General features: G+C 66.5%; 13 protein-coding genes, 3 rRNA genes and 2 pseudogenes. 15 read left to right on the forward strand and 3 right to left on the reverse strand.

Annotated features, from left to right (window positions below; genetic code table 11):
- Window positions 1-19 precede the first annotated feature (19 nt).
- The 3 genes from OG870_RS26465 (at window position 20) to ilvD (ending at window position 3,480) form a co-directional block, all read left to right on the forward strand.
- Complete coding sequence (locus tag OG870_RS26465) at window positions 20-844, forward strand: sugar phosphate isomerase/epimerase family protein (RefSeq protein WP_266589104.1); 825 nt, start codon at window positions 20-22, stop codon at window positions 842-844.
- Window positions 841-1,455: a TetR/AcrR family transcriptional regulator gene (locus OG870_RS26470; protein WP_266844656.1), complete on the forward strand. Its 615-nt coding sequence runs from the start codon at window positions 841-843 to the stop codon at window positions 1,453-1,455. The genes OG870_RS26465 and OG870_RS26470 overlap by 4 nt, the downstream gene beginning before the upstream one ends.
- A gap of 171 nt (window positions 1,456-1,626) precedes the next feature.
- Entirely contained in the window at window positions 1,627-3,480 is a 1,854-nt protein-coding gene (gene ilvD, locus OG870_RS26475; RefSeq protein WP_266519067.1) for a dihydroxy-acid dehydratase, read from the forward strand.
- A gap of 85 nt (window positions 3,481-3,565) precedes the next feature.
- Here the strand turns inward: ilvD and OG870_RS26480 are convergent, their stop codons facing one another.
- Entirely contained in the window at window positions 3,566-5,659 is a 2,094-nt protein-coding gene (locus OG870_RS26480) for a serine/threonine-protein kinase (RefSeq protein ID WP_266844654.1), read from the reverse strand.
- 182 nt (window positions 5,660-5,841) lie between these two features.
- Between OG870_RS26480 and OG870_RS26485 the strand changes: the two genes are divergently transcribed.
- The 4 genes from OG870_RS26485 (at window position 5,842) to OG870_RS26500 (ending at window position 8,051) form a co-directional block, all read left to right on the forward strand.
- On the forward strand, window positions 5,842-6,150 hold the full coding sequence (locus tag OG870_RS26485) for an SH3 domain-containing protein (protein WP_266519071.1): 309 nt from the start codon (window positions 5,842-5,844) through the stop codon (window positions 6,148-6,150).
- Between the two features lie 27 nt (window positions 6,151-6,177).
- Window positions 6,178-6,522 carry an SH3 domain-containing protein gene (locus tag OG870_RS26490; protein WP_266519073.1) on the forward strand — a complete coding sequence of 115 codons (345 nt, stop codon included), beginning with the start codon at window positions 6,178-6,180 and terminating at the stop codon, window positions 6,520-6,522.
- Between the two features lie 42 nt (window positions 6,523-6,564).
- Window positions 6,565-7,062 (forward strand): EamA/RhaT family transporter, encoded by a 498-nt coding sequence (locus OG870_RS26495; RefSeq protein WP_327691551.1) that lies wholly within the window; start codon window positions 6,565-6,567, stop codon window positions 7,060-7,062.
- A 218-nt stretch (window positions 7,063-7,280) separates the two neighbouring features.
- Window positions 7,281-8,051, forward strand: coding sequence for a class I SAM-dependent methyltransferase (locus OG870_RS26500; protein WP_266519077.1), 771 nt, complete (start codon window positions 7,281-7,283; stop codon window positions 8,049-8,051).
- Here OG870_RS26500 and OG870_RS26505 read toward each other — a convergent pair.
- Window positions 8,015-8,719: pseudogene (locus OG870_RS26505) on the reverse strand (SulP family inorganic anion transporter); the annotation flags it as partial. The gene OG870_RS26500 and the pseudogene OG870_RS26505 sit on opposite strands and share 37 nt — an antisense overlap.
- Window positions 8,720-8,906: 187 nt before the next feature.
- On the opposite strand from OG870_RS26505, the gene OG870_RS26510 reads away from it, so the two are divergent.
- From OG870_RS26510 to OG870_RS26525, 4 genes and pseudogenes are all read left to right on the forward strand, one after another.
- Window positions 8,907-9,704, forward strand: coding sequence for an ABC transporter ATP-binding protein (locus OG870_RS26510; protein ID WP_266844649.1), 798 nt, complete (start codon window positions 8,907-8,909; stop codon window positions 9,702-9,704).
- Window positions 9,701-10,495 (forward strand): ABC transporter permease, encoded by a 795-nt coding sequence (locus OG870_RS26515; RefSeq protein WP_266844647.1) that lies wholly within the window; start codon window positions 9,701-9,703, stop codon window positions 10,493-10,495. Before OG870_RS26510 ends, OG870_RS26515 begins: the two co-directional genes overlap by 4 nt.
- 268 nt (window positions 10,496-10,763) lie before the next feature.
- Window positions 10,764-11,576 (forward strand): pyrroline-5-carboxylate reductase, encoded by an 813-nt coding sequence (proC, locus tag OG870_RS26520; RefSeq protein WP_266519083.1) that lies wholly within the window; start codon window positions 10,764-10,766, stop codon window positions 11,574-11,576.
- A gap of 7 nt (window positions 11,577-11,583) precedes the next feature.
- Window positions 11,584-11,807: pseudogene (locus tag OG870_RS26525) on the forward strand (AraC family transcriptional regulator); the annotation flags it as partial.
- On the opposite strand, the gene trpS reads toward OG870_RS26525, so the two are convergent.
- Window positions 11,705-12,772: a tryptophan--tRNA ligase gene (gene trpS, locus OG870_RS26530; RefSeq protein ID WP_266844644.1), complete on the reverse strand. Its 1,068-nt coding sequence runs from the start codon at window positions 12,770-12,772 to the stop codon at window positions 11,705-11,707. The pseudogene OG870_RS26525 and the gene trpS overlap by 103 nt on opposite strands.
- Window positions 12,773-13,618: 846 nt before the next feature.
- On the opposite strand from trpS, the gene OG870_RS26535 reads away from it, so the two are divergent.
- From OG870_RS26535 to OG870_RS26550, 4 genes are all read left to right on the forward strand, one after another.
- A 16S ribosomal RNA gene (locus OG870_RS26535) occupies window positions 13,619-15,144 on the forward strand.
- 317 nt (window positions 15,145-15,461) lie between these two features.
- Window positions 15,462-18,579 (forward strand): 23S ribosomal RNA (locus tag OG870_RS26540).
- 91 nt (window positions 18,580-18,670) lie between these two features.
- A 5S ribosomal RNA gene (gene rrf, locus OG870_RS26545) occupies window positions 18,671-18,787 on the forward strand.
- Together the 16S, 23S and 5S rRNA genes form the textbook arrangement of a ribosomal RNA operon.
- A 60-nt stretch (window positions 18,788-18,847) precedes the next feature.
- Complete coding sequence (locus tag OG870_RS26550) at window positions 18,848-19,492, forward strand: HAD family hydrolase (RefSeq protein ID WP_266844642.1); 645 nt, start codon at window positions 18,848-18,850, stop codon at window positions 19,490-19,492.
- Window positions 19,493-19,511 lie beyond the last annotated feature (19 nt).

A 19,511-nucleotide genomic window follows, 5' to 3' on the forward strand; every position in this document is an offset into this window, starting at 1 on the left:
AACCCGTAACCTGTCCCCCATGGCGGAGCCAGTCGTGCGCATCCCGGATGCGAAGGTCGCGCTGTCCACGGCCTCGGTGTACCCGGAGTCCACGGCGACGGCCTTCGAGATCGCCGCGCGCCTCGGGTACGACGGGGTCGAGGTCATGGTGTGGACCGACCCGGTCAGCCAGGACATAGAGGCACTGCGCAGACTCAGTGACTACCACCGGATCCCGATCCTGGCCGTGCACGCCCCCTGCCTGCTCATCACGCAACGCGTGTGGTCCACCGACCCGTGGGTCAAGCTCCAGCGCGCACGGGCGGCGGCGGAGAAGCTGGGGGCGACCACGGTCGTGGTGCACCCCCCTTTCCGCTGGCAGCGCCAGTACGCCCGCGACTTCGTGAGCGGCATCTGGCGCATGGCGAACGAGACGGACGTACGGTTCGCCGTCGAGAACATGTACCCCTGGCGCTACCGCGACCGCGAGATGCTCGCGTACGCCCCCGACTGGGACGTGACGAAGGAGGACTACCGTCACTTCACGATCGACCTCAGTCACAGCGCGACGGCCCGCTCCGACGCGATGCACATGGTCGACCGCATGGGCGACCGCCTCGGCCACGTCCACCTGGCCGACGGCAGGGGGTCGGCCAAGGACGAGCACCTCGTCCCCGGGCGCGGCACCCAGCCCTGCGCCGAGCTGCTGGAGCGTCTCGCCCTGACCGGCTTCGACGGGCACGTCGTCATCGAGGTGAACACCCGGCGCGCGATGTCCGGCGCGGAACGCGAGGCCGATCTGGCGGAGGCGCTGGCCTTCACGCGCCTTCATCTGGCGTCCGCGGTGAAGGTGACCCGGCGGTGACCGAGGCGCCCGACCCGACCGCCCGGCGCCGGGGACGTCGTACGCGTACGGAGTCCGCCGACACCCGCGACCGCATCCTGACCGTCGCCCGCGAGGAGTTCTCCGAACGCGGATACGAGAAGACGTCGGTACGGGGCATCGCGAAGGCGGCCGGTGTGGACTCGGCGCTGGTGCACCACTACTTCGGCACCAAGGAGCAGGTCTTCGAGGCGGCGATCGAGGTCGCCTTCGCGCCCGCGCTGAACGCGCCGGAGGCACTCGCCGACGGCCCGCAGGCCGACGTCGGAGAGCGGCTCACCCGCTTCATCTTCGGCATCTGGGAGAACCCCACCACCCGTACGCCCCTGCTGGCGATCGTGCGCTCCGCCGTGAACAACGAGGCCGCGGCCGCCGTCTTCCGCCGGCTGATCGCCTCCCAGCTGCTGCGCCGGATCGCCCCCCAGCTGGATCTGCCGGACGCGGAGCTGCGGGCCGAGCTGGCGGCCGCGCAGCTCGTGGGATGCGCGATGCTGCGCTACGTGATCAAGGTGGAACCGCTGGCGTCGGCGGACGTCGAGCAGATCATCGCGCGGGTGGCACCGGTGGTGCACAGGCATCTGACCGGGCCCTGACCGGCCTCCGGTCCGTCTCCGGTCCGTCGCCGGTCGGCCTCCGCTCCGTCTCAGGCCGGCCCGTGACCTCTGAACGAGACGCGCGTCCCGCATTCCGGACACGGTGTCCATCCCTTGGAGCAACGGGCGTACGCTCGACTCAGTCAGAACTCTCCGAAGGAGCGAGCGACGATGCCCGAGCTGAGGTCCCGCACAGTCACCCACGGCCGCAACATGGCGGGCGCCCGCGCCCTTATGCGCGCCTCCGGTGTACCCGGCGCGGACATCGGCCGCAAGCCGATCATCGCGGTCGCCAACTCCTTCACGGAGTTCGTGCCGGGCCACACCCACCTGCAGCCGGTCGGCCGGATCGTCAGTGAGGCGATCGTCGAGGCCGGCGGCATCCCGCGCGAGTTCAACACGATCGCCGTCGACGACGGCATCGCGATGGGACATGGAGGGATGCTCTACTCGCTCCCCTCCCGCGACCTGATCGCCGACAGCGTGGAGTACATGGTCGAGGCGCACTGCGCCGACGCCCTGATCTGCATCTCCAACTGCGACAAGATCACCCCGGGCATGCTGAACGCGGCCCTGCGCCTGAACATCCCGACGGTCTTCGTCTCCGGCGGCCCGATGGAGTCCGGCCGCGCGACGCTCGTCGACGGCACGGTCCGTACGCTCGACCTGGTCGACGCGATCTCCGACGCCGTGAACGACAAAATCTCGGACGAGGACATCCTCCGTATCGAGGAGAACGCCTGTCCGACCTGCGGCTCCTGCTCCGGCATGTTCACCGCCAACTCGATGAACTGCCTCACGGAGGCCATCGGCCTCTCGCTCCCCGGCAACGGCTCGGTCCTGGCCACCCACACGGCCCGTAAGCAGCTGTACGTCGACGCGGCCCGCACGGTCATGGACGTCACCCGCCGCTACTACGAGCAGGACGACGAGACGGTCCTGCCGCGTAACGTCGCCACCATCGCGGCCTTCGAGAACGCGATGGCCCTGGACATCGCGATGGGCGGCTCCACCAACACGATCCTGCACCTGCTGGCGGCGGCCCAGGAGGCGGGCGTCCCCTTCGGCCTGGAGGAGATCAACGAGGTCTCGCGCCGCGTGCCGTGCCTCGCGAAGGTCGCCCCGAACGTCGCCAAGAACCGCACGTACTACATGGAGGACGTGCACCGCGCGGGCGGCATCCCGGCCCTGCTGGGCGAACTGCACCGGGCCGGCCTCCTGAACGAGGACGTGCACTCGGTCCACAGCCCCTCCCTGGCGGACTGGCTGAAGACCTGGGACGTGCGCGGCGGCTCCCCGTCACCGAAGGCGCTCGAACTGTGGCACGCGGCCCCGGGCTGTGTCCGCTCCGCCGAGGCGTTCTCGCAGTCCGAGCGCTGGGCGGCGCTGGACGAGGACGCGGCCGAGGGCTGCATCCGTTCCGCGGAGCACGCCTACTCGAAGGACGGCGGCCTGGCGGTCCTCAAGGGCAACCTGGCGGTCGACGGCTGCGTGGTGAAGACCGCCGGCGTCGACGAGTCGATCTGGACCTTCGAGGGCCCGGCGGTCGTCTGCGAGTCGCAGGAGGAGGCCGTCGAGAAGATCCTCAACAAGCAGGTGACCGACGGCGACGTGGTGGTCATCCGCTACGAGGGCCCCAAGGGCGGCCCCGGCATGCAGGAGATGCTCTACCCGACGTCTTTCCTCAAGGGCCGCGGCCTCGGCAAGACCTGCGCACTGATCACGGACGGCCGCTTCTCCGGCGGCACCTCGGGCCTGTCCATCGGCCACGCCTCCCCCGAGGCGGCGTCCGGCGGCACCATCGCCCTGGTCCAGGACGGCGACCGCATCCGCATCGACATCCCGAACCGCACGATCGACCTCCTGGTCGACGACGCCGAACTCGCCCGCCGCGAGCAGGCGTTGGGCGGCGTGTACGCCCCGAAGAACCGCGAGCGCAAGGTGTCGGCGGCGCTGCGGGCCTACGCGGCGATGGCCACCAGCGCGGACAAGGGCGCGGTACGGGACGTGTCGAAGCTGGGCTGAGCTGAGCTTGCAGCTGGGCTGAGCGTTCGGCTGGGCTGAGGATTTTCCGGGCGGGCCGTCTCTTCGGGGGCGGCCCGCCCTTGTGTCACCAGGCGGAGGGCTTGCGGGCGTCCACGGCGAAGACGGTGCCGTCGGGGGCCGTGGCGTAGACGCGGGTGCCGATGATCACGGGCTGCGGCAGGGAGCCCACGACCTGGCCCGAGTTCCCGCCGAGGCGCGGCGGGGTCTGTCCGGCGAAGGTCCCCTTGCGTGCGTCCACGGCCAGCAGGCGCCCGTCGGCGGTCGTGACGTACACGTGGCGGGAGTCGGCGACCGGCTCGGAACCCCGGTTCACGGAGGTCTCGACGTGCCAGAGCAGCTTGCGGGTGTTCATGTCGACGGCCTCCAGCGAGCCGCCGGCGGCGAGGAGGTGGACGACGCCCCCGCGCACGGAGGCCCGGGCATCCACGAGCGGTACCGGGAGCGCCATGCGGTGTGAGGTCCGGGATGCCGGCGAGTAGCGGACGACCGCTGTCGTGGTGCCCTCGGCGCGGTCGACGGCCAGGAAGTAGACCGACCCGTCGTCGGCGCCGACGGGCGTGAGGTCGCCCTTCAGCCGTGCGTCCCACCGCACGTCGCCCGTGGTCGGATCCACGGCCGTGACCCGGGTGTTCGACGCGTCGGAGGTGTACGTGGTGTAGGCGAGGGGATCCCCGGGGAACGAGGCGAAGTAGGGATCACGCCGACCGGGGAAGTCCCGTTTCCATTTCGTACGGCCCGAGGAACTGTCCACGCCCGTGACCGACGCGTCGGAGCCGGTGACCAGCAGCATGCCGCCGGCGCTCTGCAGCCCGCTGTACGCGGACAGGCTCCGCTGCCAACTCACCCTGCCCGAGGCGGGATCGAGTGCCGCCAGGTGCTCGCGTCGGTCCGTCAGCGGCTGGACGAGACCGCCCGACACGACCGGTGGTCCGTTCCTGACCGTCTCGGCGACGGAGTGCCGCCACAGAAGGCTGCCGTCGGACGCATCGAGAGCGAAGACGACCCCGCGCTGGGCACACACCAGCCGTCCCGCTCCGGACGAACACTGCGGCATACCCGCGTCGGTGGAGACAGGCTTCGCCTCCCAGCCGCTGAACCTGCTCTCGGGAGACCCGCTCCGTGCGGTGCTGCTTTCCGCCGTGGGGCCGCCGCCGTTCAGCAGCGGAACCGAGGCGAGCGCGGCGACCGCGACGACGCCGAGCGTGACGGCGGCCAGGATCCACTTTCTGCGCGAGCTCGGGGCGGGCCGCCGCTCCGGCTCACCGCCGGGCTCGGGTCTCGTCACCTGCCCCGTGCGCTGTGCCGGTATGAACGCCTGCGTGTCGTACGAGGCCGCGACAGACCGCAACTCGTGCATCAACTCGTCCGGTGTGGGCCGGTCCTCGGGCTCCTTGGCGAGGCAACGCAGCACGAGCGGTGCGAGATTCTCCGGTACGCCGGTCAGGTCCGGCTCGTCGTGCACGACCTGGTAGGCGACGACGTACGGGCTGTCGGAGTCGAACGGACCGCGCCCGGTCGCCGCGTGGACCATCACGGACCCGAGCGCGAACACATCGGCGGCGGGGCCGACTTCGCGGGGTCTTCTGAACTGCTCGGGCGCCATGAACGGCGGAGTGCCGATCAACTTGCCCGTCTCGGTTCGCAGTTCGCTGTCCTTTGGCCGAGAAATGCCGAAGTCGATGACCTTCGGACCGTCCTCGGCGAGCAGCACATTGCTCGGCTTCAGATCTCGGTGCACGACGCCGACGCGGTGGATGTCGCGCAGTGCCTCGGCGAGTCCCGCCATCAGCCGACGCAGCTGCGCCGGAGGCATCGCCCCATTCCGCTTCACATGATCGGAAAGGGTCGGGCCGGGGATGAACAGGGTGGCCATCCAGGGCCGTTCGGCTTCCGGGTCGGCGTCGACGACGGACGCCGTAAAGGCGCCGCTGACTCTGCGCGCCGCGGCCACTTCCTGCCGAAAACGCCCCCTGAACTCGGGATCCCTGGCGAACTGGCCGTGTACGACCTTTACCGCGAGCTTCATCCCCGAGGTGCTCCGGGCCAGGTGCACGACACCCATGCCGCCCGAGCCGAGACATGACTCCAGACGGTAGTGCCCGGCGTATGCGGGATGTTCCGCTTCCGCGCCCGCTCCCGTGTTCTGCTGTGGCGCCATGGAACCACCCCCGTGCTGTTCTTCCGCGCGCGCGACGCACGGAGCCTAGTCGATGACTCGTGCGAGACGGAGGCGGCTTGCTAGCCTTCGTGTGCGAGTTGTGTACGTGTGTTTCATGGCGTGTTTTATGGGAATCATCGGGGCCCCATGGCGTTCATGGGGTCCAACGGGGGAGGTTTTTCATGTCTGTTGACCGCGCAGAAGAGGCGGCGGGAACCGGCGAGGCGATCGCCGCGGCGACCGTGAAGACGTATCAGGTCGCACCGGGCTTCCGTGTCAACGTCCGCAGCGGCCCCGGCACCGGCTACACGGTCGTCCGCGTGCTGCCTGAGGGCTCTCGTGTGCCGATCTACTGCCAGACGCCGGGGACGAATGTGGCAGGCCCGTACGGCACCTCGAACATCTGGGACAACGTCAGCAACGGCGAATACATCTCGGACGCGTACGTACTCACCGGCAGCGACGGCTACGTCGCCTCCCGCTGCGGCTGACTGACTCTCACCACTCGGAGAATCCAGATGACATCCCGAAGACGCAGATCCGTCCTGCTCGCCGGCGCCGCCGGAGCCCTCCTCATGGTGCTCGGCTCGGCAGCCACGGCGAACGCGGCCTCACTGCGCTACTACGACGTGGCACCGGGCGCGCGACTCAACGTGCGCAGCGGTCCGGGCACCCAGTACGGCATCGTCCGCGAGCTGCCCGTGGGCGCGAAGGTCGCGATTTTCTGCCAGACACCGGGTACGACGGTGTCCGGCTACTACGGCACGTCGAACATCTGGGACAACGTCGACAACGGCGAGTTCGTCGCGGACGCCTACGTCAACACCGGCAGCGACGGCTACGTAGCCTCCCGCTGCGCCTGATCCCAGGGGAGCCCGCGCCCACCCGGGAGCCATAATCGTCCTGTGAGCGACGAAACCGGCACCCAGGACACCGTGGGCTCCCCAGGCCCCCGCCCAGAACCCCTGCGCTTCTTCGGCACCACCTGGGTGGGGCACGACAACGGCTACACCGCCCGCCGCATCGCGGTCGCCGTCGGCTCCCTGGCGACCGCCGCCGCCTCCTGCCTGGTCCTGCGCTTCGCCTTCGAAGGCCTCCAACTTGCGGACACCGGTGCATTCGTGAGCATCCTCGTCGTCGCGATGTTCGCGATCTGCAGTGCCCTCGCCTTCCGTCACACCTGGGACGCCTTCGCCAAGCGCCCCGACCTCGAGCGCCAGTCCTCCCTCCGCGGCCTGCTCGCCATCGGCTTCGTAGGCTCCCTCCTCGCCTATTTCTTCCGCTCCCTCACCGAGGCCCCCGGCGAGAAACTCCATCGCGAGGAGTACGAGGCAGCCCTCGACCAGCACAAGAAGCGCAGCACCCGCCGCACGGGCAACCCGTCGAAGAAGCGCCGCCGCTAGGCCCTGCCACCACACTCCCGTCTGCTCACGACGCCCTCGCGAAGCTCTCGCGATGCCCATGCACGCATCGAACCCCGCTCGGGCCGGCAAGGACGCACCACTCCTCACGGCCGACCTGATCCAAACAACACCCCCTGGGCCGCCCCCCGCTCGCCGGGCCATCGCCTTCTCACCAAAACTCGCTGCCTCCTGCACCCACCCCGCGCCACCATGGCCTCATGACCGCCTCGTCGCAGCCCACCCGCGCCCACTCCTTCAACGCCGCCGCAGCCCAGTACGCCGCCAACCGCCCCTCCTATCCACCGGCCCTCTTCGACGCGATCGAGGACCTCGCCGGCCGTCCGCTCAAGGGCGCGCGCGTGGCGGACGTCGGCGCCGGGACCGGCATCGCGACCGCGCTCCTGGCCGCTCGCGGTGCGGACGTCGTCGCGGTGGAGCCCGGCGACGGCATGGCAGCCGAGTTCCGCCGTGCCCACCCCGGAATCCCGATCGTCAGGGGCAACGGCAACGACCTCCCCCTCGCCTCCGCCTCCGCCGACCTCCTGACCTACGCCCAGGCCTGGCACTGGACCGAGCCCGCCCGCTCGGTGCCGGAGGCCCTGCGGGTACTGCGGCCGGGCGGAGCACTCGCGCTGTGGTGGAACAAGAGCGCCCCGGACGTCCCGTGGATCGACGAGCAGGCCGTCCGGATCGGGCGTCACTTCGGCATCGACAGGGCCGTGGACAGAAACGGCAGCGGCGACCGCTCCGCGCTCGCCGACCCCACCGGCCGCCTGCGGTTCTCCGACCGCCGGGTGCGCTGGAGCCGCCGCGTCCCCGTCGACACCCACCTCGCCAACATCGGCAGCCACTCGATCTTCCTGGTCCACGGAGAGGAGAGCAGCGCCGCCTTCCTCACCGAGGAGCGCGGCCACCTGCTCGCTGCCTTCCCGGACGGGGCCGTCGAGGAGACCTACGTCGTCGAACTGCTCGTGGCCACCAACTCATGACCCCGTGCGGCGGCCCACCCCTCCAGGGCCGCCGCACACGCGTGGTCCACATGCCGCAGACCGCCCAGGTCCAACCGCACCTCCCGGTCGTGCGGCAGCGCCTCCAACGCGTCCAGCAGCTTCGGCAGCCGCAGGAACGTCGCATGCCCCAGCACCCGTACGACGATCCCCGCCTCGCCCCGGTCCTCGGTCTCCACCTGCACATGACTGGTGTCCCACGCCGTCTTCGCCACGGCCGGCGTCAGCCCGACCACCACCCCCTCCAACAGGTTCCCCACCACGATCGCCCCGGCCGTCACCACCAGCACGACGGCCTCCCCACGATGCTCCCGCCACAGCCCCCGCACCTCCCGCACCGGAACGAGCCGGCACCCGGCGTGCACCAGCAGCGCGGCCAGTGCCGCCACCGGAATCAGCCCGAGCACCCCGGGCACGACGGCCGTGAACAGCAGCAGCCACACCCCGTGCAGCACCCGCGAGGCCTTGGTCCGCGCCCCGGCCTGCACTCCCCCAGAGGGGGCACCCCCAGCCGCGCTCCACACGATCACCGCCGTCATGGGCAGCGCACCGAGAGCCCCGCACACCGCGTTCCCCGCGCCCTGCGCCATCAGCTCCCGGTCGTAGTCCGTCCGAGGTCCGCGGTGCAGCCGGTCCACCGCCGGGCTCGACGAAGTGAAATCCATTGCGGGAACGGGAGTTGGTTCCGCATCCGGTTCGTGTTTCCGGCCCGTGAACGCCGACGCACACCAACCGGACCCTCCGCCTCCGATCACACCTCCACGCGCCTGCGCCGCCGAACACGCCCCTTGGTGATGCCGCTTGACGACACCACCACGCGAGAGCATTATTCATCGCATGATGAATTACTCGCCGAGTCCGCCCGCGGATCCCCCCGCGCCCGCCGTCCGGGCCGAGGACCTCACCGTCGTCCGCGGCCCCCGCACCGTCCTGCGCGGCCTCGACTTCACCGTCCCGCGCGGCCAGATCACCGGCCTCCTCGGCCCCTCGGGCTGCGGCAAATCAACCCTCATGCGCTCGATCGTCGGCACCCAGGCCAAGGTCACCGGCACCCTGGAGGTCCTGGGCAGCCCGGCCGGCCACCCCACCCTCCGCACCCGCATCGGCTACGTCACCCAGGCCCCCTCCGTCTACGACGACCTGACGGTCCGCCAGAACCTCGACTACTTCACGGCGATCCTGGCCCCGGGCCGCAGCGCCGCCGACCGCCGCCAGGACACCGACCGCGTCCTCACCGACGTCGACCTCACCAGCCACGCCGACTCCCTCGGCGGCAACCTCTCGGGCGGCCAGCGCAGCCGCGTCTCCCTGGCCGTGGCGCTCCTGGGCACCCCGGAACTCCTCGTCCTCGACGAACCCACCGTCGGCCTGGACCCGGTCCTGCGCCGCGACCTGTGGAACCTCTTCCACTCCCTCGCCGCCGACCGCGGCGCGACCCTCCTCATCTCCTCCCACGTCATGGACGAGGCCGAGCGCTGCCACCGCCTCCTCCTGATGCGCGACGGCGAGATCCTCGCCGACGACACCCCCGACGCCCTGCGCACCCGCACCGGCTCCGCAACGGTCGAGGCAGCCTTCCTGCACCTGGTCGACGAGGCGACCGCCGCCACCCGCGAGAAGGAGACCACCCGATGAGTACGACGACGACCACGACCGGCACGACGACGGCGACCGCCCCCACCGGCGCCCTCAGCGCCTCCCGCACCACCGCCACCGCGGCCCGGGTCCTGCGCCAGCTCGGCCACGACCCACGCACCATCGCGATGCTGATCCTCATCCCCTGCGTGATGCTGTTCCTGCTGCGCTACGTCTTCGACGGCAGCCCGCGCACCTTCGACAACATCGGCGCCTCACTCCTCGGCATCTTCCCCCTCATCACGATGTTCCTGGTCACGTCCATCGCCACCCTGCGCGAACGCACCTCCGGCACCCTCGAACGCCTCCTAGCCATGCCACTGGGCAAAGGCGACCTGATCGCGGGCTACGCCCTCGCCTTCGGCACCCTCGCGATCATCCAGTCGGCCCTGGCCACCGGCCTCGCGGTCTGGTTCCTCGGCCTGGACGTCACCGGCAGCCCCTGGCTGCTGCTCCTGGTCGCCCTGCTGGACGCCCTCCTCGGCACCGCCCTCGGCCTCTTCGTCTCGGCCTTCGCGGCCTCCGAATTCCAGGCCGTCCAGTTCATGCCGGCCGTGATCTTCCCCCAACTCCTCCTCTGCGGCCTGTTCACCCCCCGCTCCTCCATGCACCCTGCCCTCGAAGCCATCTCCGACGTCCTCCCCATGTCCTACGCCGTCGACGGGATGAACGAGGTCCTCAAACACACCGACATGACAGCCACCTTCGTCCGCGACGTCCTGATCGTGGCGGGCTGCGCGCTGCTGGTGCTGGGTCTGGGCGCGGCAACCCTGAGGCGCAGGACGGCGTGACGTCTCGAACGCCGATCCGTACGACTCAGCCCGCCCGGCGTTTGAGGACGAGGCCGTTAAGGCCGATCGGGGGTCCAGAGGGCGGAGCCCCTTGGCGGGGTCGAAAGGGCAGAGCCCCTGGGGACGGGACGGGTAGGGGCGGCGGGGCGAGAAAAACCCGACGGCCACCCGCAGGGCAACGTTCCGCCCACCGGACACCGGAGCCGCCCTCCCGCCCGCGGTGCGAGGATGGACCCCGGACGACGCACCCCCGGAGGGCACCCCAGCCATGACCCAGAAAGTCGCAGTCCTCGGCACCGGCAAGATCGGCGAGGCCCTGCTCAGCGGAATGATCCGCGGAGGCTGGGCGCCCGCCGACCTCCTGGTCACGGCCCGCCGCCCGGAGCGAGCCGAGGAACTCCGCGCCCGCTACGGAGTCACCCCGGTCACCAACCCGGAAGCCGCCAAGACCGCCGACACACTGATCCTCACGGTCAAGCCGCAGGACATGGGCACCCTCCTGGACGACCTCGCCCCGCACGTCCCCGCCGACCGCCTGATCATCAGCGGAGCCGCCGGTATCCCCACCTCCTTCTTCGAGGAGCGCCTGGCCGCCGGCACCCCCGTCGTCCGCGTCATGACGAACACCCCCGCCCTCGTGGACGAGGCCATGTCCGTCATCTCCGCCGGCACCCACGCCACCTCCGACCACCTCGCCCACGCCGAGGAGATCTTCGGCGCAGTCGGCAAGACCCTCCGCGTCCCCGAGTCCCAGCAGGACGCCTGCACCGCACTCTCCGGCTCGGGCCCGGCGTACTTCTTCTACCTCGTCGAAGCCATGACGGACGCCGGCATCCTGCTCGGCCTGCCCCGCGACAAGGCCCACGACCTGATCGTCCAGTCCGCGATCGGCGCGGCGACGATGCTCCGCGACAGCGGCGAACACCCGGTCAAGCTCCGCGAGAATGTCACCTCTCCCGCGGGCACGACCATCAACGCCATCCGCGAACTCGAGAACCACGGCGTGCGAGCCGCCCTCATCGCTGCCCTCGAAGCCGCCCGCGACCGCAGCCGTGAACTGGCCTCCGGCAAGAAGGATTGACACCCTCCGGTTCCTTGAGCGCACCGACCTGCCGATGCCCGAGGTGGCCCGCCGCGCAGGGTTCGGCAGCGAGGTCACGATGCGCCAGCACTTCGCATCGCATCGCGTCTCGCCACCAGCCCACGCGCCTACCGTGCAGCGTTCAGCGCGACCCCCGTATCGCCCGCATCGGCACCGGCCGCACCCGCACCTGTATCCGCAGCAGGCGGCAGCAACCCGATCGCGCGATAAGCGGCATCGACGGTCGGCCGGGCCATCGCCCGCGCCCTCTCCGCACCATCCCGCAGCACCCCCTCCACGTAACCCGGATCGGCGCACAGCGCCCTGTGCCTCTCCTGTACGGGCCTGAGGAGCTCGACCACGGCCTCCGCGGTGTCCTTCTTCAAGGACCCGTACGTCTCATATACACCGCTCAGCTCCTCCGGGTTCCCACCCGTACAGGCAGCCAGGATCTCCAGCAGATTCGCGACCCCCGGCCGCTCCTCCCGGTCGTAGACGACGTCCTGCCCACTGTCGGTCACGGCCCGCATGACCTTCTTCCGCACCACGTCCGGCTCGTCGAGCAGATAGACGATCCCCGGCCCGGAGTCGTCGGACTTGCCCATCTTCGAAGCCGGCTCCTGCAGGTTCATGACCCGTGCCGCCACTGAGGGAAGCGTGGCCCGAGGCACCACGAACGTATGCCCGTACCGCTGGTTGAACCGCACCGCCAGGTCCCGAGCCAGCTCCACATGCTGCGCCTGGTCGTCCCCGACCGGTACCTCGTGAGCCCCGTACGCCAGGATGTCCGCCGCCATCAGCACCGGGTAGGTCAGCAGGGAGAGCCGCACACTCCCGCCCCGCTCACGCTCGCGCGCGGCCTTCTCCTTGTACTGGATCATCCGCCGCATCTCGCCGTCGGTCGCCACACACTCGAGCAGATACGACAGCCGCGCGTGCTCGTCGACGTGACTCTGCAGGTACACGGTGCACAACGCCGGATCGAGTCCCACCGCAAGCAACAGCGTCGCCGACTGCCGACTGAGCCTGCGCACCCGCGCCGGATCGTGGTCCACGGTCAGGGCGTGCAGATCCACGACGCAGAACAGCGCGTCCGCTCGGTGCTGGTCCACCGCGGCCCACTGCCGCATGGCTCCCAGGTAGTTCCCCAGCGTCAGATGCCCGGTCGGCTTGACTCCACTGAAAACCCGTCCCATCCCTGCTCCACCTCCTGGTCGAGGCCGCCGTCCCCGGCCGGCCGACCCTCAGGAGCTCTGGAGGGAGAAACGAGAACGGCCGCCGAGTCGGCGGCCGTTGAACGCATACGTGAGCGCGGCCGCCGTCAGGCGGCCCACCACAGCTGGGTGCACGTACACGTAGTCATGCCGCAGAGAGTACGCCTCCCGGGTGCCGTCCGGAGTCAAGTTGACACGCCCTCTTCCGCTACGTAGTGTTCTCCGAGTTGTTCGACGTGAGCGCCGACTCCGGTCGGTCCCCGGACAATCATTCCGCAAGTACCAACCACAACTCGGCGACCAGTCGAAATCTGTCTGGGTGCCGCGTCATTGGCGTGTGTATTCGCGAAATGAGGAATCCACGTTCGAAAGGACGCGGACCCCGATTAGCTCGGGGGCCGGGAATCCGCTAAAGTCTCACTCGTCGGAACGGCCCAACGGCCGCGAGGACAAGCCCGCTGACTGGGAGTCAGGCCCGAAAGGATCTGATAGAGTCGGAACCGCCGGAAAGGGAAACGCGAAAGCGGAAACCTGGAAAGCACCGAGGAAATCGGATCGGGAAACGGTCTGATAGAGTCGGAAACGCAAGACCGAAGGGAAGCGCCCGGAGGAAAGCCCGAGAGGGTGAGTACAAAGGAAGCGTCCGTTCCTTGAGAACTCAACAGCGTGCCAAAAATCAACGCCAGATATGTTGATACCCCGTCTGCCGGAATCATCCGGTGGTCGAGGTTCCTTTGAAGCAAAACACAGCGAGGACGCTGTGAACGGCTGGGCTTATTCCGCCCGGCTGTTCCGCTCTCGTGGTGTCATCCCGATTACGGGACAACATTCACGGAGAGTTTGATCCTGGCTCAGGACGAACGCTGGCGGCGTGCTTAACACATGCAAGTCGAACGATGAAGCCCTTCGGGGTGGATTAGTGGCGAACGGGTGAGTAACACGTGGGCAATCTGCCCTTCACTCTGGGACAAGCCCTGGAAACGGGGTCTAATACCGGATATCACTGCCACTCGCATGGGTGGTGGTTGAAAGCTCCGGCGGTGAAGGATGAGCCCGCGGCCTATCAGCTTGTTGGTGAGGTAATGGCTCACCAAGGCGACGACGGGTAGCCGGCCTGAGAGGGCGACCGGCCACACTGGGACTGAGACACGGCCCAGACTCCTACGGGAGGCAGCAGTGGGGAATATTGCACAATGGGCGCAAGCCTGATGCAGCGACGCCGCGTGAGGGATGACGGCCTTCGGGTTGTAAACCTCTTTCAGCAGGGAAGAAGCGAAAGTGACGGTACCTGCAGAAGAAGCGCCGGCTAACTACGTGCCAGCAGCCGCGGTAATACGTAGGGCGCAAGCGTTGTCCGGAATTATTGGGCGTAAAGAGCTCGTAGGCGGCTTGTCACGTCGGGTGTGAAAGCCCGGGGCTTAACCCCGGGTCTGCATTCGATACGGGCTAGCTAGAGTGTGGTAGGGGAGATCGGAATTCCTGGTGTAGCGGTGAAATGCGCAGATATCAGGAGGAACACCGGTGGCGAAGGCGGATCTCTGGGCCATTACTGACGCTGAGGAGCGAAAGCGTGGGGAGCGAACAGGATTAGATACCCTGGTAGTCCACGCCGTAAACGGTGGGAACTAGGTGTTGGCGACATTCCACGTCGTCGGTGCCGCAGCTAACGCATTAAGTTCCCCGCCTGGGGAGTACGGCCGCAAGGCTAAAACTCAAAGGAATTGACGGGGGCCCGCACAAGCAGCGGAGCATGTGGCTTAATTCGACGCAACGCGAAGAACCTTACCAAGGCTTGACATACGCCGGAAAGCATCAGAGATGGTGCCCCCCTTGTGGTCGGTGTACAGGTGGTGCATGGCTGTCGTCAGCTCGTGTCGTGAGATGTTGGGTTAAGTCCCGCAACGAGCGCAACCCTTGTCCTGTGTTGCCAGCATGCCCTTCGGGGTGATGGGGACTCACAGGAGACCGCCGGGGTCAACTCGGAGGAAGGTGGGGACGACGTCAAGTCATCATGCCCCTTATGTCTTGGGCTGCACACGTGCTACAATGGCCGGTACAATGAGCTGCGATACCGTGAGGTGGAGCGAATCTCAAAAAGCCGGTCTCAGTTCGGATTGGGGTCTGCAACTCGACCCCATGAAGTCGGAGTTGCTAGTAATCGCAGATCAGCATTGCTGCGGTGAATACGTTCCCGGGCCTTGTACACACCGCCCGTCACGTCACGAAAGTCGGTAACACCCGAAGCCGGTGGCCCAACCCCTTGTGGGAGGGAGCTGTCGAAGGTGGGACTGGCGATTGGGACGAAGTCGTAACAAGGTAGCCGTACCGGAAGGTGCGGCTGGATCACCTCCTTTCTAAGGAGCACTTCTTACCGATCCCTCCGGGGTGAGGTCAGAGGCCAGTTCATCGGCGAACGTCCGATGCTGGTTGCTCATGGGTGGAACGTTGATTATTCGGTCCGGTTCACGGGTCGGAGGCTGCGAGTACTGCTCTTCGGAGTGTGGAAAGCATGATCTCCGGGCGGGGGCCGGGTCGGGCACGCTGTTGGGTGTCTGAGGGTGCGAGCGTTGCTCGTCCTTCTGATGCCGGCCCCAGTGCACTCGGACTTAGGTTCGGGGTGATGGGTGGCTGGTCGTTGTTTGAGAACTGCACAGTGGACGCGAGCATCTGTGGCCAAGTTTTTAAGGGCGCACGGTGGATGCCTTGGCACCAGGAACCGATGAAGGACGTGGGAGGCCACGATAGGCCCCGGGGAGTCGTCAACCAGGCTTTGATCCGGGGGTGTCCGAATGGGGAAACCCGGCAGTCGTCATGGGCTGTCACCCTTGCCTGAACACATAGGGCAAGTGGAGGGAACGCGGGGAAGTGAAACATCTCAGTACCCGCAGGAAGAGAAAACAACCGTGATTCCGGGAGTAGTGGCGAGCGAAACCGGATGAGGCCAAACCGTATGCGTGTGAGACCCGGCAGGGGTTGCGTATACGGGGTTGTGGGATCTCTCTTTTACGGTCTGCCGGCCGTGAGACGAGTCAGAAACCGTTGATGTAGGCGAAGGACATGCGAAAGGTCCGGCGTAGAGGGTAAGACCCCCGTAGTCGAAACATCAGCGGCTCGTTTGAGAGACACCCAAGTAGCACGGGGCCCGAGAAATCCCGTGTGAATCTGGCGGGACCACCCGCTAAGCCTAAATATTCCCTGGTGACCGATAGCGGATAGTACCGTGAGGGAATGGTGAAAAGTACCGCGGGAGCGGAGTGAAATAGTACCTGAAACCGTGTGCCTACAAGCCGTGGGAGCGTCGGAATGTGCTTGCACATTCTCGTGACTGCGTGCCTTTTGAAGAATGAGCCTGCGAGTTTGCGGTGTGTTGCGAGGTTAACCCGAGTGGGGAAGCCGTAGCGAAAGCGAGTCCGAATAGGGCGGTATAGTAGCGCGCTCAAGACCCGAAGCGGAGTGATCTAGCCATGGGCAGGTTGAAGCGGAGGTAAGACTTCGTGGAGGACCGAACCCACCAGGGTTGAAAACCTGGGGGATGACCTGTGGTTAGGGGTGAAAGGCCAATCAAACTCCGTGATAGCTGGTTCTCCCCGAAATGCATTTAGGTGCAGCGTCGTGTGTTTCTTGCCGGAGGTAGAGCACTGGATAGGCGATGGGCCCTACCGGGTTACTGACCTTAGCCAAACTCCGAATGCCGGTAAGTGAGAGCGCGGCAGTGAGACTGTGGGGGATAAGCTCCATGGTCGAGAGGGAAACAGCCCAGAGCATCGACTAAGGCCCCTAAGCGTACGCTAAGTGGGAAAGGATGTGGAGTCGCACAGACAACCAGGAGGTTGGCTTAGAAGCAGCCACCCTTGAAAGAGTGCGTAATAGCTCACTGGTCTAGTGATTCCGCGCCGACAATGTAGCGGGGCTCAAGCGTACCGCCGAAGTCGTGTCATTGCAGCAATACTCCCAACGGAGGCTGTGATGGGTAGGGGAGCGTCGTGTGCCGGGTGAAGCCGCGCCGGAAGGCAGTGGTGGACGGTTCACGAGTGAGAATGCAGGCATGAGTAGCGATACACACGTGAGAAACGTGTGCGCCGATTGACTAAGGGTTCCTGGGTCAAGCTGATCTGCCCAGGGTAAGTCGGGACCTAAGGCGAGGCCGACAGGCGTAGTCGATGGATAACCGGTTGATATTCCGGTACCCGCTGTGAAGCGTCAAACATTGAATCAGGCGATGCTAAGTCCGTGAAGCCGTTCCGGACCCTTCGGGGAATGGAAAGTGGTGGAGCCGACGGACCAGACTTGTAGTAGGTGAGTGATGGGGTGACGCAGGAAGGTAGTCCAGCCCGGGCGGTGGTTGTCCCGGGGTAAGGGTGTAGCCCGTCATCCAGGTAAATCCGGATGGCATGTGGGTGAGACCTGATGCCGAGCCGATTGTGGTGAAGTGGATGATCCTATGCTGTCGAGAAAAGCCTCTAGCGAGTTTCATGGCGGCCCGTACCCTAAACCGACTCAGGTGGTCAGGTAGAGAATACCGAGGCGTTCGGGTGAACTATGGTTAAGGAACTCGGCAAAATGCCCCCGTAACTTCGGGAGAAGGGGGGCCATCACCGGTGATTGGATTTTCTCCATGAGCTGGGGGTGGCCGCAGAGACCAGCGAGAAGCGACTGTTTACTAAAAACACAGGTCCGTGCGAAGCCGTAAGGCGATGTATACGGACTGACGCCTGCCCGGTGCTGGAACGTTAAGGGGACCGGTTAGTGCGCTTTCGGGCGTGCGAAGCTGAGAACTTAAGCGCCAGTAAACGGCGGTGGTAACTATAACCATCCTAAGGTAGCGAAATTCCTTGTCGGGTAAGTTCCGACCTGCACGAATGGCGTAACGACTTCTCGACTGTCTCAACCATAGGCCCGGTGAAATTGCACTACGAGTAAAGATGCTCGTTTCGCGCAGCAGGACGGAAAGACCCCGGGACCTTTACTACAGTTTGATATTGGTGTTCGGTTCGGCTTGTGTAGGATAGCTGGGAGACTGTGAACTCTGGACGCCAGTTCAGGGGGAGTCGTCGTTGAAATACCAGTCTGGTCGTGCTGGATGTCTAACCTGGGTCCGTGATCCGGATCAGGGACAGTGTCTGATGGGTAGTTTAACTGGGGCGGTTGCCTCCTAAAGAGTAACGGAGGCGCCCAAAGGTTCCCTCAGCCTGGTTGGCAATCAGGTGTTGAGTGTAAGTGCACAAGGGAGCTTGACTGTGAGACCGACGGGTCGAGCAGGGACGAAAGTCGGGACTAGTGATCCGGCGGTGGCTTGTGGAAGCGCCGTCGCTCAACGGATAAAAGGTACCCCGGGGATAACAGGCTGATCTTCCCCAAGAGTCCATATCGACGGGATGGTTTGGCACCTCGATGTCGGCTCGTCGCATCCTGGGGCTGGAGTCGGTCCCAAGGGTTGGGCTGTTCGCCCATTAAAGCGGTACGCGAGCTGGGTTTAGAACGTCGTGAGACAGTTCGGTCCCTATCCGCTGCGCGCGCAGGAATATTGAGAAGGGCTGTCCCTAGTACGAGAGGACCGGGACGGACGAACCTCTGGTGTGCCAGTTGTTCTGCCAAGGGCATGGCTGGTTGGCTACGTTCGGGAGGGATAACCGCTGAAAGCATCTAAGCGGGAAGCCTGCTTCGAGATGAGTATTCCCACCCACTTGATGGGGTAAGGCTCCCAGTAGACGACTGGGTTGATAGGCCGGATCTGGAAGCCCAGTAATGGGTGGAGGTGACCGGTACTAATAGGCCGAGGGCTTGTCCTCAGTTGCTCGCGTCCACTGTGTTGGTTCTGAAACCACGAACAGCCCCGTTGTCGGGCCACGACAACGGGGCGGCTGAACAGTTTCATAGTGTTTCGGTGGTTATAGCGTGAGGGAAACGCCCGGTTACATTCCGAACCCGGAAGCTAAGCCTTACAGCGCCGATGGTACTGCAGGGGGGACCCTGTGGGAGAGTAGGACGCCGCCGAACAATCTTTGAGAAAACCCCCGTGCCATCGGCACGGGGGTTTTCTGCGTTTAGGCTCATGGTATGCGCTATGACCTCGTGATCTTGGACAATGACGGAGTGCTCGTCGACAGCGAGCCGATTTCCAACCGGCTCCTGGCCGCCTGTCTCACCGAACTCGGGCACCCGACCTCCTACGAGGACTCGCTTCGCGACTACCTGGGCTCTGCCATGCACCGGATCCATGACCTTGTCCTGGAGCGGACCGGGCAGAGGCTGCCGGACGACTTCGACGACGTCTTTCACGCGCGCGTGTTCGCCGCGTTCGAGAGGGAGTTGGAGCCGGTCGACGGGGCCGTCGGGTTCGTGGAGAAGCTGGCCGCTGACGGGGTGCCGTACTGTGTCGCGTCCTCCGGGAGCCATGAGCGGATCCGGGTGGGGCACCGGACGACCGGCCTTGACCGGTGGTTCGAGGACGGGCGGATCTTCAGTTCGCAGGATGTCGGGCGGGGGAAGCCGGCGCCGGACCTGTTCCTCTACGCCGCCGAGCGGATGGGGGTCGCGCCGGAGCGGTGCGTGGTGGTCGAGGACAGTCCGCTCGGGGTGCAGGCGGCTGTCGCGGCCGGCATGGACGTCTTCGGCTTCACCGCCATGACGCCTGCCGAGAAGCTCGTAGGAGCGACTCAACTCTTTTCAAGCATGGGTGAGTTGGCTGACCTGCTGGTCTGACATTTGTCATGCCGAGCTC

The organism is Streptomyces sp. NBC_00461 (assembly GCF_036013935.1).
In the GTDB taxonomy this organism is placed as follows: Bacteria; Actinomycetota; Actinomycetes; order Streptomycetales; family Streptomycetaceae; genus Streptomyces.